We start from the raw sequence: 17,505 nt of genomic DNA, 5'->3' as shown, positions 1-17,505 counted from the left end.
TTGTTTGGTCATCTGACACCTCGATCTGGCGAGCATTCTCGCCTAAATGGGTGTCCGGTTTCATTAGACCACTACAGCACGCTTATGTACAACACACACATAAAACCTATAAAGCTCCTGCCGTTACTTGCCCTGCTTTTACTCATTACCCACACGGACGCATTCGCAGACTGTCGTTTTAATGAAGGTAGAAATCCCCTCACGCCGTCTGAGGTTCTGCTAAAAGGCCCCGGCGTTATCAGCATACCCACCGACCTTGAAAACAACCGTACGATATATGAAGGCTTTTATATAGCACGCGGCACCAACGGTATTAGCTGTAACAACGTTACGCCCATCGGCCTGATCCCAAATCCTGCGTTAGGGCCGGTGCCGGCGAGCGGGTATCTATTCCCGATTAACGACAGCGGCGTTGCTCTGCAGATATTCAATAACTATGCAGAACCCGATTACACAATCAATGTGTTTGGCGACAGAACCGTGTACCGGACAAACTCATGGGGCGTTTACGGGACAGGGTTTATTTACAGGTTTGTAAAAATCGGCACCATCAAGCATGGCACGGTAATCGGCCCTTTCACGGTCGGGACGATAAATTACGGAACGTTGGTCACTCACAACGTGACCATGACCGGCAGCCTGATTATCTCCGCATCATCCTGCAAAAGCCCCGATGTTTCAGTGAACATGGGTTATTACGTGGCCAGTGAAGTGACGAGCAGCCGAGGCCAGACCCAACCCGTAAGCTTTGATATTGCGCTCAATGAATGCCCCGACGGTATCAACAAAGTGACTTACTCGCTGCAAGCCAACACGCCTGTTATCGACAGGGAAACTGGCCTCGTCGCACTGGATGGTGCGTCCGGCGCCAAAGGCATCGGGCTGCGAATAATGGGCGGCGATGGAACACCTCTGGCTTTGGACAAAGCCCATGATTTCAGCGCTTATGATGTTCGAGGGGGCAACTTCAAAATCCCGCTGAGTGCCGCCTATATTCAACTTGACAACCAAACATTGGGATTTGGTACCGCCAATACATCCCTGACGTTTACGATCAGCTATTTATAACTCGCATCCTGCGATCTGAATGAACTACCCTGGAGCTACTGTGCAGCGCAGACAAACATATATCCATACACACGCAACAACACGCATCCTCTCAGGTGCAATACAAAAAACAAGTCATGTAAAGCTCTTGCCGTTACTGGCCCTGCTTTTACTCTTCGGGTACACAGACTCATTCGCTGACTGCCATTTCAATCGCGGAAACAACCCCCTCACAGCAGCTGAAGTTCTTCTCAAAGGCCCTGGTATTATCAGTATCCCTGCCGACCTGGAACATGACCGTACGGTCTATGAAAGCTCTTATATAGCGCGTGAAACCAACAATATAACGTGTGACAGCATTACGCCCATCGGCCTGATTCCAAATCCTGCATTAGGGCCGGCGCCGGCGAGCGGGTATATATTCCCGATAAAAAACAGCGGCATTGCACTGCAGATGTTCAGTTCCTACGATGACCCCAAATACACAATCAATGTGTTTGGCGACAGAACCCACCGTCCGACAAACGTAGGGGGTGCTTACGGGGTGAGGTTTATTTACCGATTTGTGAAAATCGGCACCATCAAACACGGCTCGGTTATAGGTCCTTTTACAGTCGGTACGATCAATTACGGGACACTGGTCACTCATAACGTAACCATGACCGGCAGCCTGATCATCTCCGCATCATCCTGCAAAACCCCCGATGTCTCAGTGAATATGGGCGATTATGTGGCCAGTGAAGTCACAGGCAGTCGAGGCCAGACACACCCCGTAAACTTCGATATTGCCCTCAATGCATGCCCCCAAGGCATCGACAAGGTGACCTATTCGCTGCAAGCTAATACCCCCGTTATCGACAGGGAAAATGGCCTGGTTGCGCTGGACGGCGCGTCCGGCGCCAAGGGCGTCGGGCTACGGATAATGGATGGTGATGGCACCCCGTTGGCTCTGGACAAGGCGCATGTGTTCAGCGCTTACGATGTACAGGGCGGCAACTTCAAGATCCCGCTGAGCGCCGCCTATATTCACCTCGAAGATCAAACGCTGGGGTTTGGCACCGCCAATACGTCCATGACCTTTACGATGAGTTATTTATAGTCACGCGAGCCCACGCTTGCGTTACGCATACCCAATTGCGGCCATTGAACAAATTTTCAGACAATAATACTCAGAGCGCTGCATAACCCCTGTAAAATCGCTGCCCTACGCCCCACACACCGAGCAGCAACCATGAACCGTCGTAAAAAAATCAACCAGATATTGAAGGCCAATGCCAAGAAGGCCAACGCCAAGCTGGCCCCGAAGAACAAGAACCCGTACATCAGCAAGGCTGACCGCCTGAAGCTGGCCGAGCAATCGGAGCAGGACACCACAACAACCACTGGGGATTAAGCCATGGTCATGCCCGAGCCCCTCTTCAGGCAGGCAACGCCCCAGGATGCCGAATCCTGCTATCAGATCGAGGTTTCGGCCTATGAAGGCGATGAAGCAGCCACCCTGGAGAAGATCCGAACGCGAATCGCCCAGTATCCCCAAGGGTTTCTTGTGCTTGAGCAGGCTGGGGAAATCGTCGGGTTTATCAATAGCGGCTGTGCCTACAACGTCGTGATGTCGGATGAGGCTTTCAAGGAGCTGATCGGCCACGACCCTGTTGCACCCAATGTGGTAATCATGTCCGTAGTGGTTGCCCCCGCACACCAGGGCAAGGGCTTTGCCAGGCTGCTCATGAATGAGTTTGTCAGGCAGATGAGCAACCAGGGCAAGCACTCGATCCATCTGATGTGCAAACAACAGCATGTGCCTCTCTATACCCGCATGGACTATCAGTACGTCCAGCCATCGCCCTCCGGGCATGGCGGCATGGCCTGGCATGAAATGGTCATGGCGCTCTGACGGCTGAGAAAGCTTGCCGGATCAATAGCCCACCGCGAGAGTCCTACTTTTGACTCTCCCGCACCTCAAGCCTGTCCGGGCTGCTGCATCAAACGCAGGCCACTGGCCAACGCACCCGCCAGGGCAAAAGCGCAGCCCAGCCACAATGCATGGTACGGGCCGCTGACCGCAGACAAGTGAAAGCACAGCGCCACCAGTGACGCGCCCAGTGTCTGCCCCAGCAACCGCGACGTGGCGACAATGCCGCTGGCACCACCACTACGGGCCAGCGGCGCACTGGTCATGATCGCCTTGAGGTTGGGCGACTGGAAAAACCCGAAACCGGCGCCACACAACGCCATGCGCCAGCCAATATCAAAGGTCGAAGCGCCTTCGCTCAATAACGCCAGCGCTGCCATGCCTGCGCTCAACATCAACAGACCGATGCCGCACAGCAGTGCCAGCGATACGCGGTCCGCCAGACGCCCGGCAATCAGCGCCATAACCGCTACCACCGCGGGCCACGGCGTCATCAAAAAACCGGTAGCCACCTGGCTGTGGCCAAGCGCCGTCTGCAACAGAAAAGGCAACGAAACAAACGCCAGCCCCTGGGCGCTGAACGCACAGATCGCGGTCAGAGAGGACAAGGCAAACAGTGGCCGCTTGAACAGATCAATCGCCAGCATCGGTGCCGGATGCGCAGCCTGACGGCGCATCAGCCATACCCCGCACACCAGCGCCACGCCGATCAGCCCCAGGCTTAAATCGCCCTCGGCGCCATGTACCGCCGAACCCAGCCCCAGCACCAGCAAGGCAAACAGCCCGGCACACAAAATCACGGCCAGCCGGTCAAACGCGTGTCCGCTTCTGGGAATTTCCGGCAGCGAGCGCAAGCCCAGTACAACGGCCAGCAGTCCCAACGGTACATTGATCAGGTACAGCCAATGCCAGGTCGTCACCGACAGGATGGCCGATGCAGCCGTTGGCCCCAGAGTGAAAGCCAGCCCCACCACCAGCGAGTTATAGCCCAGCCCCCTGCCCAGAATTTTTGCCGGATAGATGTGGCGCAACAACGCGATATTCACACTCATGATCGCCGCAGCGCCCAGCCCTTGCACCACCCGCGCGGCAGTCAGCGTGGGCAGCGACCACGCCAGGCCGCAGAACAGGGAGGCCAGGATAAACACCAGCAGGCCGCCGAGAAAAACCCGGCGATGGCCCAACACGTCACTGAGGGAAGCAAACGGCAACACCGCGGCAATGGTCGCCAGTTGGTAAGCGTTGACTACCCAGATGACCGAGGCGGAGTCAGTGCCGATGCCTTCGGCCAGGGTTGGCAAGGCGGTGTTGATGATGGCGGTATCGAGGGTCGCCATGCCAATCCCCAGGGAGATCGCGATCACGGCAGGCAGGCGTTTGTTACTGGGCAAACCATCGACAACTGAAGACATGAGCAATCCGCGTACACGACAAAAACGTCAAGATTAAGGCCTGCAGAGGATATTTTCTGTGGCCGATTGCGCACTCGGACGAAATTTCATGTTCGTCGATAGCCTTGTAGCCACACCGGATTATTGCTGCTTTACCAACAATGTTTCTCAGGCCTGAGGATTTCTCCCAAAAAACATCCGAACGTTCGGCAGCATGAGTGCGATTGATCTCAATACGCAGAAACTGGTGAGCAAGTGTGGAAGGCACGTTTGCCGGTGGGTGCGGTTGCAGCGCCGTTGATCTACAAGTCGCCGGCCACGGGCAAGCAATATGTGCTGATCTCGGCGGGCGGCATGAGCCACTCGCCTGATGTGGGTGACTACATCATTGCCTATGCATTACCGGACTAAGACGTTGTAGTCGCTGAAGAGCTTTGCGGTGTTTCAGTAAAACTGCGCGCCTGGGTTCTACACGGCTTTGCGGTCTGTCTCTAATCCCCTGTCCGGGCTTCCAGCGTTCCCAGCCAGCGCGCCTGGGAACACAGCAAATGCTGGCGCATGGCAGTCTGGGCAGCAATCACATCCTTGCATTCCAGGGCCTGCAAAATGGCCTCGTGCTCGACCACCGCGGCATCCCAGGTGCCGTGGTTTTCCGAACGCTCGCTCAACTGCGCAGAAATCGGGCTGTGACGCTCATCGAACAGCGCAGTAATGATGCGCACCAACGCACCATTGCCGGTCATCTTTGCCAGGCGATGATGAAACTTTCGGTCGTCTTCCAGCGGCGGACGGTTCGCTTCGATGCTCGCGCGCATGGCATCAATGCACTCCTTCAGGTAACGGTAGTCGCTCTTTTTCCCGTGCATGCAGGCCAGCACCACCGCTTCGCCCTCGATCAGCGCGCGGGCCTGCATCAGTTCAGTCGGGCTCTCGCCATGAGTGCCGGTACGGGCGCCGCCTTCGCTCGGTCGGGCAGCCACATAGACCCCCGAGCCCATTCTGATCTCGATGCTGCCTTCGATTTCCAGGGCAATCAGGGCCTCGCGCAACGACGGGCGCGAGACGCCCAGCAACTGGGTCAAATCGCGCTCGGGAGGCAGGCGCGAGCCCACCTTGAAGTCACCCTGGACGATGTAGTCGCGCAATCGGTCGGCGATTTTCTGATAGAGCTTGCGCTCTGAAGGAGCAAAGGTGGAGACCATCGAGGTAGCGTCCAAAAAATGATGCCAAAGGCTACCACACAGGCCCGGGTGCGCTGCACAAAGCTTGGAGCCAGCCCTTGGACGTGTGGGTGTTACATCACCGCGCCAATTTGCCAGGGCACAAATTCGTTGTCGCCAAGACCGTTTTCCTCGCTGCAGGTTTTGCCGCCTGACGCGGTTGTGAGCATCAGTGCGAACAGGCGTGCGCCCGCCTCGATCACCGATTCCTCGCCATCGACAATCGTTCCGGCATTGAAATCCATGTCCAGCGCCATGCGCTCAAACAGGCGGGTATTAGTGGCAACTTTCAGCGATGGCGTCGGTTTACAGCCATAGGTAGAACCACGACCAGTGGTAAAGCAGATCAGATTCGCACCACCCGCCACCTGGCCAGTGGCAGACACCGGGTCATAGCCGGGCGTGTCCATAAACACCAGACCTTTTCGCTGGACTGTCTCGCCATATTCATAGACCGCCATCAAGCCGGTAGACCCCGCCTTGGCCACTGCACCCAGGGACTTCTCGAGGATGGTGGTTATGCCTCCGGCCTTGTTGCCCGGTGAAGGGTTGTTGTTCATGTCGCCGTCATGCTGGCGTACATAGGCCTCCCACCAGTGGATACGGCCCATCAGTTTGTCGGCAATCTGCGCTGACGCTGCGCGGGCCGTCAGCAGATGCTCTGCCCCATAGATCTCCGGTGTTTCGGAGAGAATGGCGGTACCGCCGTGGCGCACCAACAGGTCGACCGCCGCACCCAGCGCCGGGTTGGCGGTAATCCCCGAATAACCGTCCGAGCCACCGCATTGCAGGCCTACGGTGAGGTGGCTGGCCGACACGCTGCTGCGTTGCTGGCTGTTGACCTGATCGAGCATGGCGTTGACCAGCTCTTTGCCGCGTTGCACCGTTTCGCGGGTACCGCCGGCGTCCTGGATCACCAGGCCTGCTTTGAGCACCGCGTTGCGCTCGGCCAATTGTTCCATGAGCGGGGCCAGTTGATTGACTTCACAACCCAGGCCGATCACCAGTACACCGGCGAAATTGACATGATCGGCATAGCCACGCAGGGTGCGCTTGAGAATCTCGATGCCCTCGCCCTTGGCGCCCATACCGCAGCCGCTGTCATGGGTGATTGCCACTACGCCGTCCACATTGGGATAGTCGCGCAGGTAGCCCGCATCAAATGCCGCGGCAATCTGCTTGCATACGGTTGCCGAGCAGTTGACGCTGGAAATCACCCCGATGTAGTTGCGCGTACCGACACGCCCGTCTGCACGGATATACCCGGCAAAGCGGGCACCGCCGCCATCCTGGACGGTGGGTTGGTACACGTTGGCCAGCGTGTGGTTCGTGCTGGTCTGCGGCATCTGCAGGTTGTGCACGTGAACATGATCACCAGGGTGCAGGGCTGTACTCGCCTGGCCGATGGACTGCCCGTATTTGCGCACCAACTGCCCTTGGGCAACGGCACGCAGGGCGATTTTGTGCCCCGCAGGGATATCGGCCAGCGCAGTCACGCTCAGGCCATCGGCAAACAGTTGCTGACCCTTGGCAATGTCGCCGCGCGCCACCGCCACATCATCACCGCCAGTCAGTACAAGTAATCCAGGGTTGGTCATTTTCATGCTGCTTCCTCAACGGTTAGGGTGCGCTCCTAGCACTCGATAATGGCCTTGACCACGCCCTGCTGCGGATCCAGCAGCGTGGAGAAACGGCTGGCCACTTCGTTGAGGGGAATACGGTGGGTGTTGAGCGCCTGATCGGGGATCAGGCCGTCGCGCAGGCATTGCTCCACATAGCGGAAATCTTCGACGGTGGCATTGCGGCTGCCCATCAGGGTGGCTTCGCGCTTGTGGAACTCGGGATCGGAGAAGGTGATCGTGTCACGCACCACCGAGATCATCACGTAGGTGCCACCGTGGGCGATAAATTCAAAGCCACGCTCCATGGCCCGGGCGTTGCCGGTAGCATCGAAAACCACATCATAAAAATCGCCATCGGTAAGGTCGGCGAGCGCATCTTTATCGCCGTCGCCAATCTTCACCGCGGCGTGAATATTCAGATGTTTGCGGCAAAAATCCAGACGGTCGTCACGGGTATCCAGCACCGTGACCTGCGCTCCGCGCAAGCCGGCAAAAATCGCCGCGGCCATGCCGATCGGACCGGTACCGACTACCAGCGTGCGTTGCCCGGCCTGAAGGTTCGAACGGCGCACCGCATGGGCGCCAATGGACAGGAATTCGATCATTGCGGCCTGGTCCAGGGTCACCCCGACGGCCTTGTGGATGAACTGATGGGCGACACTCAGGTACTCGGTAAAGGCACCGTCACAGTGCACACCCAGCACCTGGATGCGCGAGCAGCAGTTGGTCTTGCCCTGCCGACAGGCGATGCACGTACCACACGAAATGTAAGGCATCACGTAGACCACATCGCCCGGCACCAGGGCGCTGCCCTCTTCGCTGGCCTCGACGATGCCGGAAAATTCGTGGCCCATCACCCGCGGGTACTCCAGATACGGCTGGTTACCGGTAAAGATGTGCAAGTCGGTACCGCACACACCCACGCGTTTGATCCTGATCAGGGTTTCACCGGGGCGACGCTCGGGAACAGGGCTTTCGAGGGTGGTGAGCAAGCGGGGTTCGTTACAGATCACAGTCAGCATTTTTTATTCTCCGTCGATAGCGCAAGGGCTACCGGGTATTGGCGAGACCACAATGGGTGCGGCTCGAAAACTACACGGAGGAAAAAATATTGGCAAGACCAATTATTTTTTTAATAAATTGGCCTTACCAGATTCCATGCCTGGATTTACCCACCGAACGGGTCAGCAGGAGTCGCGCTCAACCAGCGGGCAGGCAATCTTGTGGATGGCGCAGTCGTCCCGGCCTTCGATCAGATGCAGTGCCGCGCGGCGACCCATTTCGTAATACGGCAACTGCACGGTGCTCAAGGGTGGGTAAAACAGCTCGGCAACCCCCACCATATTGTCAAACCCCAGTACCGCCACATCGTGCGGAATACGCAAGCCGCGACTGAGCAGATACTGATACGCCACCAGGGCAATCCGGTCGTTGCCGCAAATCAGCAGGTCAAAGGGCGGAGTTCCATTACCCGCTAGCAGCTGTTGCTCCAGCACCACAAGGGTGTGCTGATAGCCGTCATCGTCGGGCAGGTCGAACTGAGGCAGTTGCGCGGCACTGATCCCGGCCTCGTCCAGAGCGCGGGCCAGTCCGCGTTGGCGCAACCCCCAGGCCATACTGCTTTGCGGCAGGTTTATGCAGAGCGGACGGCGGTAGCCCTGTCGCAGCGCTTGGCGTACCGCCTGATACTGTCCGTCTTCATCGTCTGATATATAACAAGCAATGCCGGTTTCGGTGCTGACGCAATTGCCCAGAACCAGCGGCACGCTGCGCAGTACCTGAGGAATGTCCACCCGGCGAAGCTGCATGGCGCTGAAGATGATGCCGTCCGGTTGATGGGAGAGCATCAACTCGATGGCCTTCTGGCAGGGCGGGGCTTCAAACACGTTGAGGATAAACACGTTCCAGCCATGCTCGCGGGACGTACGCTCCATCGAGAGCAGCATTTCAACGGCAAAAGGAGTGGTGGCCGTATCCAGGGCAAAGATGCCGATGGTCTTGCCACTGGAGTGGCCGCCGCGGGTCTTGCGCGCAGAAAGACTGGGCACATAACCCAGGGTCTCGACGGCCTGCAGCACTTTGGCCAGGGTCTCCTGATTCAACTTTCCCGGGGTGTTGAGGGCCCTGGAAACGGTCATCAGGGAAACCCCCGCCAGCCGTGCAACATCTTTTACTGAAGCCATGGGTACGCGCCATACGTGTCTGACCGGGCATGATGTCATGCCTGATAGCGTCAGAACAGCATGAGCAAGGACGGCGCGCCCTGCGCCAAAAGGCCTGACTTCATAGCTTCAGATCCGCCAGCCCCCACACCAGGGCCTTGCCAAAATGGCCTGTGCCATTGACGGCATAAGCCCGCAGCGCAAGGCTGTCAGTCTTTGGGTAAATTCGGCTGCTCAGGCTCCAGGCGCCATCGTCGACGAACACTTCGATGGATGAACGATCGAGAAAAATTCGCAGGCCAATGCGTGTCTGCCCTGCCGCGATCGGTACACTGCGAACTCCGCTCACCCCGGCGCCGGAATGTTGCCTGTCGAGCACCAGGCGCCGGGCCATGGCATCAAAATACAGCAAGGTACGCTCCTGCTGATCATTGCTGCAGCGCAATGCCAGACCAAAATGTTCAGCGCTGCTGGCGGCAATATCCAGCTCAAGTTCAATCTCCAGCAGCGCACCCCAGGTATCCAGCAACTGATTGGCAGACTTCAGCGCACCTATCTGCAGCACCTGCCCCGCCTGCCTCAATGCAATCAGCTCGCGGGCCGGACGCATCAGCAGCCGGGCACCGTCGCGACTGACTTCACGGGGTAATGTCAGCGCCCCGCACCAGTGCTCGGACTGGCTGGGCATCGGGCTTTCCCACATGTCCATCCAGGCCCATAACAAGCGACGGCCATCTGGTGCGAGCAAGGTCTGGGCAGCATAGAAATCGTGGCCATGATCGAGTTCATGGAGCGGCCCACCGGGTTTGAACACACCCTTGTCGTCCAGTTGCCCCATGCGGTAGCTGTTCTGATACAGGTTCCAATTGTCATATCCGCAGGGCTTCAAGCCCTGGGGCGAGTACAGCAACACATCGCGCCCCTCCAGCTCGAAAATATCCGGGCACTCCCACATATACCCATCAAGTTCACGTTGCCCCTGCAGCGCACAGCCCAGAAAGTCCCAGTGCAACAGGTCATCTGAACGATAGAGCAGCAACTGCGGGTCATCCCCAAGGCGTGCCCCCAGCGCCATCCACCAGGCCCCGTGGCGCTGCCACACCTTTGGGTCACGAACATGCATGATGGCCGGGTCAGGCGGTGTGTCGATGACCGGCCCGTGCTTGATAAAGGTAATGCCATCGGTGCTGCTGGCCAGGCACTGGACCTGACGGATGTGCTGGTCATCACCCGGCTCTTGCAACCAGATGTGACCGGTATAGATCAGGTACAGGGTGTCATCGAGTACCACTGCCGAGCCTGAGAAGCAGCCATCACGGTCATAACTGTCACCCGGTGCCAGGGCGATGGGCAAATGCTGCCAATGCACCAGGTCGTCGCTGCTGGCGTGCCCCCAGTGCATGGGGCCCCATTGTGCAGAAAAAGGATGATGCTGATAAAACATGTGGTATTGGCCGCGAAAGAACACCAGGCCGTTAGGGTCGTTCATCCACCCGGCTGCCGGGGCCAGGTGATAGGCGAGGCGATAGTCGTTGCCGCGTTCGGGCAATGTTTGTTCAATGGCGCGATGGGCCATGTCCAGCCGTGCAGCGTGCATGGGGTGGTCCTTGTCAGGGTTCATAACGGGTAACTGATTGAGTGATGGCGGGTAATGCCAGCGCTTCGGCAACAGCGTTTTTGCCCGGTGGTTGCCGTGGATCGTTGCGCAGCAGGGTCCAGGACAGCAGCAGGCAGGCGCCAGCCAGAGCGGACATGGCCAGGTAAACATCGGCAAATCCGTATTGGTCATAACCGTAGCCAACCAAGGGCGACAGCAGCATGGCGGTGAGTTGCTGGGCGAAGTGAAAGCCCACCAGATAGATCGAGGCAGACAGGCGCGGGTCGAAATTGAACGCGATATATTTGAACACCGAGACCAGCAGGATCGGCACCTCAACCGCATGCAGCATCTTGAACACGGCGATGGCCCAGGTTTCTGTAGCCAGGCCGGAACCCAGAATGCGAAAAAACATGATGCTGCCCGCCAGGATCAGCCCGTATTTCGCACCGGTACGGCCAACCACCCAAGGGGCAACCAGGAGCAAGCCGGCCTCCAGCAGGACCTGGGATGAGTTCAGGTAACCATAGGCCTGAATGCCCTGTTCCGGGGTCGCAAAAAACGACGAGAAATACACCGGAAACTGCTGCTCGTAGATCATGTAAATTCCGCACACCCCGGTCAGATAGACACTGAAGGCCCAGAACCGCGGCAACTTGAGCAATTGCCATAGATCACCGACAGATACGGGTGCAGCGCCACTTGCGCCGCTGGCGCAGCCGGGTTGGTTGAACCGGCTCAGGTCCAGTCGAAACAGAATGAGCAAAAACGCCACGCCGGCAGCACTGCTCATGTAGAAGGCAATATTGGGGTTGATGTTGAACACCACACCCACAATGCAGGTGGCCGCAGCCCAGCCCAGGGAACCCCACATCCTGCTGGTGCCGAACTCGAAACCCACGTGCCGTGACAACCGTTCGGTATAACTTTCGATCACGCCAACCCCGGCCAGCATGGCAAAGGCCAGGAAAACCGCCCCCACCACTGAGCCGAGCACTACGTTCTGAGCCAGCAAGTGGCTATAGACATAAATCGCGAAAGGTGCGGCGGCGCACAGCAGCAGGCCAATCCATACCAGCAGCTTGCGGGACAGACCGAGCTTGTCCTGCAATGCCCCGTAGAACGGCTGGATCAGCAGTGCTGCGATTGCATTCGCGGCAAATACATAGCCGGTCTGCGCGCCATTGAGGCCGATGACCTGATGCAACCAGATGGAAAAAAGCGAGTAACTGGAAGACCATGAAAAAAAGAAAAAAAACAGCAAACCGCTGATAAGCCAGTAATCACGCTTGACCGTCCGTTGCATGGGTGTCCCTCTTGTTCTTATTTAAGTTAACGTTAACATTTTCTCCTATTACGGATGCCTACAGCTTCGCTGTCAAGCTCATGACTCAGGAAAGCAGCAATGGACAGGGGCTGGAAGCGCATATCAGGTCGCAATGACCCGGTGCCTGATCAGGTGTTTTTTTGACACCTTGCAGGGGAACCCCTGCGCAAGGACATCAAGCAGGTTAAGGATTAACCCGACTACGTCGCCAGCCTTCAGTCGGGCTCAGGCTAGCCTGTAATGTGCTGGCATTTGCAGGCTGACCCGTGCCAGGTAACAGGCCGCAGGGCGACTGGCACAAGGCTTACCCGCTGAGTTTCGTATACCATATATCTTTTACAAGCGAATGATGACCACCGTGGCCCATCCAAAACTCAATGCACCCGACCTCGGCAATTCGCCTTCCACATCGGAAATCATCACCCTGCATTTGCGCGATGCGATTGTCGCCGGGCATTTCGCTGAAGATGAACCGATTCGCCAGGATGATATCGCCCGCCAGTTCAATGTCAGCAAAATCCCCGTGCGCGAAGCCCTCAAGCGACTTGAAGCTGAAGGGCTGGTGATGTTCCAGCGCAACCGCGGCGCCATGGTCACGCGCATTTCCGAGGCCGAACTGGCGCAGATGTTCGAAGTGCGCATGCTCCTTGAAGACAAACTGCTGCGCCTGGCCATTCCCAACATGACCGCAGACACCTTTGCCCGTGCCGAACGCATTTGCCAGGAGTTTGTCGGGGAAGATGACGTGGGCCGCTGGGCCGAGCTTAACTGGGAACTGCACGCCTGCCTGTACGAGCCGGCGCAGCGACCGTTCATGATCAGCCTGATCCGCTCAGTCAATGACAAACTGGAACGCTACCTGCGTATGCAAATGAGTTTGTCGGCAGGTAAACACCGTGCCGATCACGAACACCGGGAGATCCTTGACGCCTGCCGCGCTGGCGATGTTGAGCTGGCCGTCAAGTTGCTGGATGAGCATATTGCCGGCGTGTGCAAAACCCTGTTCGAGCATTTGCCGCAAAGCCATTGAGCCTGTGCGCAACGCTTTAGCTTGTAGTCGCTGAGGAGCGCAGCGAGGCTGCGATCGGTTTGGTGCGCCACTGCGACACAGCAGTCGTAAAATCGGTTAATGCGTTGGGCCAAGTACATCCGGGGCTCAGGGTTTACGACCGCTTCGCGATCGATCGCAGCCTCGCTGCGCTCCTCCGCGGCGACAAGATTTCGTGTTCTTCACTCCCCCACCGAGTACACCGTAATACACAGGTCGATCCCCAATGACTGCATGCGCAGCAAGGTATCGATCGGGATCGGGTGGCTGACGGAACGTGGTGTAACTCCGCTGTTGTAGCCAATATCCAGGGTCTTTTTTGTACAGGCTTGCCATAACGGCTGCAGTGCTTGCGGCAATTGCTCAATGGCATCGAGCAAGGCCCTGATGCTTTCATCAGGGGTGGGGTAACTGCCTTGCGGGCCAAAGGCTTCGAAAACAGAACGATAGAGGTCGCCGTCAGCCTGACTGTCATGCAGGCAACTGATTGATTCCTCGGGCAGATCTCCAGGCGCCATGGCTTGTGCCAAGGGCGCCAGATTCACCGGAGCCGTGAGCATCAGGTCTGTATTGATGTAGTACACCCAGCAGTCATCATCGATAGGCACAGGCTTCACACTCCCAAAAAAAGTACCTAGCCCATACTGCCCGCAGGGCAAAAAATAGCCAATACCGCCAAAAAGCCAGCAAGTGTTCCTTTGTGGGGCATTTCCCACAGTAATGCTCCCTTCTGTAACACCCCCCTGCTACCGCTCAACCCCTCCAGTACCAGAGTGCCATCACGCAAGCCTGCAAATACCGCGCTCGCTCACTTATTGCGGCCTGCGGCAAAAATCGGCACACGCCTTGCAAAACAAATATCGTATACGAAATCCAAAGACCGTTAATCAACAGCCCTTCAACGACTCCGAGGCTTCCATGAAAAACCCCGTACTTGCCGTAGCTCTCAGCGCTGTTCTCAGTACCTCCTTTATTGCCACGGCGCAGGCCGACAAGCTCGACGATATTATCGGTTCGGGCAAGTTGCGCTGCGCCGTCACCCTGGACTTCCCGCCCATGGGCTCCCGTGACGAGGCCAACAAGCCCGTCGGCTTTGATGTGGACTACTGCAACGATCTGGCAAAAGTGCTCGGTGTCGATGCCGAAATCGTTGAAACCCCCTTCCCTGACCGGATTCCGGCGTTGGTCTCCGGTCGCGCCGATGTCATTGTGGCCTCCACTTCCGACACCCTGGAACGGGCCAAGACCGTTGGCCTGAGCATTCCTTACTTTGCCTTCCAGATGGTGGTGCTGACCCGCGACAACACCGGTATCAACAGCTTTGAAGATCTCAAGGGCAAGGCCCTGGGCAACACCAGCGGCACCTATGAAGCCATCGCCCTGGAAAAAGACGTGAAAAACTGGGGCAGCGGTTCATTCCGCGCCTATCAGTCGCAGAACGACACCCTGCTGGCCGTTGCCCAGGGCCATATCGAGGCGACCGTGGTCACCAACACCGTGGCTGCGGCTACCCTTAAATCAGGCAAGTACAAAAACCTCAAGGTCGCCGGTAACGCGCCTTATGTGGTCGATTACGTGTCCCTGGGCGCCAAGCGCAACGAGTACGGCCTGCTCAACTACCTGAACCTGTTCGTCAACCAGCAAGTACGCACCGGACGCTACAAGGAGCTGTGGACCAAATGGGTCGGGACCGAGATTCCACCGGCTGATCTGACCGTACCTCACGTTTATTACTGAGGTATCCAGCATGTCCGGGATAAGTTCTCTTGAAGGCCGCAGCCTGGTTGATGGTTATGCATCCGCCCCGCTGCTGTACGCCGAGGTCGGCCTGAGTTTCTGGGGCGGCGTCGACCCGTTCAGCGGCGAGGTGATCGACCGCCATCACCCGCTCAGCGGCGAATGCCTGGCCGGCCGTGTGCTGGCAATCCCCAGCGGGCGCGGCTCCTGTACCGGCAGCAGTGTGCTGATGGAACTGATCAGCAATGGCCATGCTCCTGCTGCGCTGGTGCTGGCCGAGGCCGACGAGATCCTGACCCTTGGCGTGCTGGTGGCACAGACCCTGTTCCAACGTTCCCTGCCGGTGCTGTGCATCGGCAAGGAAGCCTTTGGCCAATTGCGCGGCAAGGCGTTCGCCAGGGTCGATGGCAACGGTTTGAGCCTTTACGATTCAACGCCTGACGATACTCCGGCACCACGCAACGACAGGCCAACCGAAGATGCACACAGCTCGATCGAGCTGACCGCACACGACCGTGCACTGCTCGACGGCAGCCAAGGCAAGGCCGCTCAGGTGGCCATGCAGATCGTTTTGCGCATGGCGCATATCCAGGGCGCCAAATATCTGGTGGACATCACCCAGGCCCATATCGACGGCTGCATCTATACCGGGCCGGCGAGTTTGCGCTTTGCGCAACAACTGGTGACATGGGGTGCCAAGGTGCGGGTACCCACCACCCTCAATTCGATTTCCGTGGATCAGCGCCGTTGGCGCGAACTGGGTATCGACCCGGCGCTCGGTGTACCCGCCAGCGCGCTGGGCGATGCTTATATGGCCATGGGCGCACAATTGAGTTTCACCTGCGCGCCTTATCTGCTCGACAGTGCGCCCAAGGCCGGCGAGCAGATTGTCTGGGCCGAATCCAACGCGGTGGTTTACGCCAACAGCGTGCTCGGCGCACGCACCCTCAAGTACCCCGACTATCTGGATATCTGTATCGCCCTCACCGGCCGGGCACCGCTGATTGGCTGTCATCTGGAAGATCAGCGCAAGGCCCGTTTGCACATAGAAGTGCCGCCCCTGTCCAACCTTGACGACTCTTTCTACCCGCTGCTCGGCTACCACATCGGTGCCCTGGCCGGCAGCCGGATCCCGCTGGTTTCCGGGCTCCAGCAGCATCCGAACCTGGACGATCTCAAGGCATTCGGTGCGGCCTTCGCCACCACCAGCGCCGCTGCGCTGTTTCATATCGCCGGGGTTACCCCCGAAGCTCTCGACCCGACACGGGTGATCGATGGGCCGCTGCCGGTGCTCAAACTCAGCCTGGAGGAATTGCGGCTCAGTTGGCAGGAGCTCAACAGCGCCCGCGATGCCAGGGTGGATGTGGTGTCATTGGGCAACCCGCACTTTTCCCTCAGCGAGTTCGCCCGTTTGGCAAGCCTGTGCCAGGGCCGCCACCGTCATCCCGACGTGGTACTGGCGATCACCTGTGGTCGCACCGTGCTGGAGCAGGCCCGCGTCGCCGGGCATATCGCCGTGATCGAAGCCTTTGGTGCGGTGATTATCAGCGATACCTGCTGGTGCATGCTCGGTGAACCGGTGATTCCGCCAGCCGCCAGAAACCTGATGACCAACTCGGGCAAATACGCCCATTACGCCCCCGGCCTGGTGGGCCGCAAGGTTCACTTCGCCAGTCTCGCCGAGTGTGTGGATGCGGCGTGCAGCGCCACGGCCAGCGGGCGCTTGCCGCAGTGGCTGCAAGCTGCTGCCTCACTGGAGAACGCACCCCATGTTTGACTATACCTTCCAATGGCGCTCTGCCCTGCGCGCCTTGCCGGACATGCTCGCAGGCGCCCTGGTGACCTTCGAGACCGCTGCCCTGTCGATGATCTTCGGTGTACTGATCGCCCTGGCCCTGACGGTGATGCGCGAAAGCAAAAACCCGCTGCTGCGCGGCGCCGGTAATGCCTGGGTGTCCATTGCCCGTAACACGCCCTCGTTGTTCCAGATTTATGTCCTGTACTTCGGGCTCGGCTCCCTGGGCCTGCATGTCAGTTCATGGGTCGCCCTGCTGGCCGGGATCACCTTCAACAACGCAGGTTACCTGGCCGAGAACTTTCGCGGCGGGCTCAAGGCAGTACCCGAAACCCAGGTACGTGCAGCTCGCTCGCTGGGCATGAGCGCCTTCCAGACCTACCGCATGATCGTCGTACCGCAGCTGCTGCGCATCGTGTTTTACCCGCTGACCAACCAGATGGTCTGGGCGGTGCTGATGACCTCGCTGGGGGTGATCGTGGGCCTGAACAACGACCTCACCGGTGTGACCCAGGACTACAACGTCAAAACGTTCCGCACCTTTGAATACTTCGCCATTGCCGCGGTGCTGTATTACCTGATTGCCAAGGCGATCGTTGCAGCAGCCCGGCTCATGGCCTGGCGACTGTTCCGTTACTGAGGACTGC

General features: G+C 58.3%; 17 protein-coding genes. 9 read left to right on the top strand and 8 right to left on the bottom strand.

Translation table 11 applies throughout. The features are described from left to right. The 4 genes from GHN92_RS19090 to GHN92_RS19075 all read left to right on the top strand — a co-directional run. On the top strand, positions 1-1,068 hold a 1,068-nt coding region (locus tag GHN92_RS19090; protein ID WP_256666506.1), incomplete at its 5' end, for a fimbrial protein. A gap of 40 nt (positions 1,069-1,108) precedes the next feature. Next, positions 1,109-2,146: a fimbrial protein gene (locus tag GHN92_RS19085; protein ID WP_368668056.1), complete on the top strand. Its 1,038-nt coding sequence runs from the start codon at positions 1,109-1,111 to the stop codon at positions 2,144-2,146. A 132-nt stretch (positions 2,147-2,278) separates the two neighbouring features. Beyond that, complete coding sequence (locus GHN92_RS19080) at positions 2,279-2,440, top strand: DUF2986 domain-containing protein (RefSeq protein WP_095031598.1); 162 nt, start codon at positions 2,279-2,281, stop codon at positions 2,438-2,440. A 9-nt stretch (positions 2,441-2,449) separates the two neighbouring features. Further along, a complete protein-coding gene (locus tag GHN92_RS19075) occupies positions 2,450-2,941 on the top strand; it encodes a GNAT family N-acetyltransferase (protein ID WP_323165882.1) in 492 nt (163 codons plus the stop codon). A gap of 65 nt (positions 2,942-3,006) precedes the next feature. On the opposite strand, the gene GHN92_RS19070 is transcribed toward GHN92_RS19075, so the two are convergent. Next, entirely contained in the window at positions 3,007-4,371 is a 1,365-nt protein-coding gene (locus GHN92_RS19070; RefSeq protein ID WP_133144568.1) for an MFS transporter, read from the bottom strand. A 234-nt stretch (positions 4,372-4,605) separates the two neighbouring features. Between GHN92_RS19070 and GHN92_RS19065 the strand changes: the two genes are divergently transcribed. Continuing rightward, the gene (locus GHN92_RS19065; RefSeq protein WP_153326233.1) at positions 4,606-4,761 is read left to right on the top strand and encodes a hypothetical protein; all 156 of its coding nucleotides are present in this window, start codon (positions 4,606-4,608) and stop codon (positions 4,759-4,761) included. 80 nt (positions 4,762-4,841) lie between these two features. On the opposite strand, the gene GHN92_RS19060 is transcribed toward GHN92_RS19065, so the two are convergent. From GHN92_RS19060 to GHN92_RS19035, 6 genes are all read right to left on the bottom strand, one after another. Next, on the bottom strand, positions 4,842-5,552 hold the full coding sequence (locus GHN92_RS19060; protein WP_095019978.1) for a FadR/GntR family transcriptional regulator: 711 nt from the start codon (positions 5,550-5,552) through the stop codon (positions 4,842-4,844). Positions 5,553-5,644: 92 nt separating this feature from the next. Further along, entirely contained in the window at positions 5,645-7,174 is a 1,530-nt protein-coding gene (locus GHN92_RS19055; protein ID WP_153326231.1) for a UxaA family hydrolase, read from the bottom strand. A 29-nt stretch (positions 7,175-7,203) separates the two neighbouring features. Continuing rightward, the gene (locus tag GHN92_RS19050; RefSeq protein ID WP_095026445.1) at positions 7,204-8,214 is read right to left on the bottom strand and encodes a zinc-binding alcohol dehydrogenase family protein; all 1,011 of its coding nucleotides are present in this window, start codon (positions 8,212-8,214) and stop codon (positions 7,204-7,206) included. Positions 8,215-8,376: 162 nt separating this feature from the next. Then, on the bottom strand, positions 8,377-9,375 hold the full coding sequence (locus tag GHN92_RS19045) for a LacI family DNA-binding transcriptional regulator (RefSeq protein WP_095000324.1): 999 nt from the start codon (positions 9,373-9,375) through the stop codon (positions 8,377-8,379). A gap of 100 nt (positions 9,376-9,475) precedes the next feature. Next, complete coding sequence (locus GHN92_RS19040) at positions 9,476-10,951, bottom strand: sucrose-6-phosphate hydrolase (protein WP_133144565.1); 1,476 nt, start codon at positions 10,949-10,951, stop codon at positions 9,476-9,478. Between the two features lie 13 nt (positions 10,952-10,964). After that, on the bottom strand, positions 10,965-12,257 hold the full coding sequence (locus GHN92_RS19035) for an MFS transporter (protein WP_153380822.1): 1,293 nt from the start codon (positions 12,255-12,257) through the stop codon (positions 10,965-10,967). A gap of 379 nt (positions 12,258-12,636) precedes the next feature. On the opposite strand from GHN92_RS19035, the gene GHN92_RS19030 reads away from it, so the two are divergent. After that, positions 12,637-13,308, top strand: a complete 672-nt coding sequence (locus GHN92_RS19030) for a GntR family transcriptional regulator (protein WP_231386332.1) — start codon at positions 12,637-12,639, stop codon at positions 13,306-13,308. A 200-nt stretch (positions 13,309-13,508) separates the two neighbouring features. On the opposite strand, the gene GHN92_RS19025 is transcribed toward GHN92_RS19030, so the two are convergent. Beyond that, a complete protein-coding gene (locus GHN92_RS19025) occupies positions 13,509-13,934 on the bottom strand; it encodes a hypothetical protein (RefSeq protein WP_178102646.1) in 426 nt (141 codons plus the stop codon). Positions 13,935-14,244: 310 nt separating this feature from the next. On the opposite strand from GHN92_RS19025, the gene GHN92_RS19020 reads away from it, so the two are divergent. The 3 genes from GHN92_RS19020 to GHN92_RS19010 are packed head-to-tail and all read left to right on the top strand — an operon-like array spanning position 14,245 to position 17,498. Further along, entirely contained in the window at positions 14,245-15,063 is an 819-nt protein-coding gene (locus tag GHN92_RS19020) for a transporter substrate-binding domain-containing protein (RefSeq protein WP_095026449.1), read from the top strand. A gap of 10 nt (positions 15,064-15,073) precedes the next feature. Next, positions 15,074-16,840: an aconitase X gene (locus GHN92_RS19015; protein WP_153380820.1), complete on the top strand. Its 1,767-nt coding sequence runs from the start codon at positions 15,074-15,076 to the stop codon at positions 16,838-16,840. Further along, positions 16,833-17,498: an amino acid ABC transporter permease gene (locus GHN92_RS19010; protein ID WP_095000329.1), complete on the top strand. Its 666-nt coding sequence runs from the start codon at positions 16,833-16,835 to the stop codon at positions 17,496-17,498. Before GHN92_RS19015 ends, GHN92_RS19010 begins: the two co-directional genes overlap by 8 nt. The last annotated feature ends 7 nt before the right edge of the window (positions 17,499-17,505 follow it).

The organism is Pseudomonas sp. FSL R10-2964, assembly GCF_009600035.1.
GTDB lineage: Bacteria > Pseudomonadota > Gammaproteobacteria > Pseudomonadales > Pseudomonadaceae > Aquipseudomonas > Aquipseudomonas bubulae.
The sequence above is the reverse complement of the archived record's forward strand: the minus strand, read 5'-3'. Positions and strand labels throughout refer to the sequence as shown.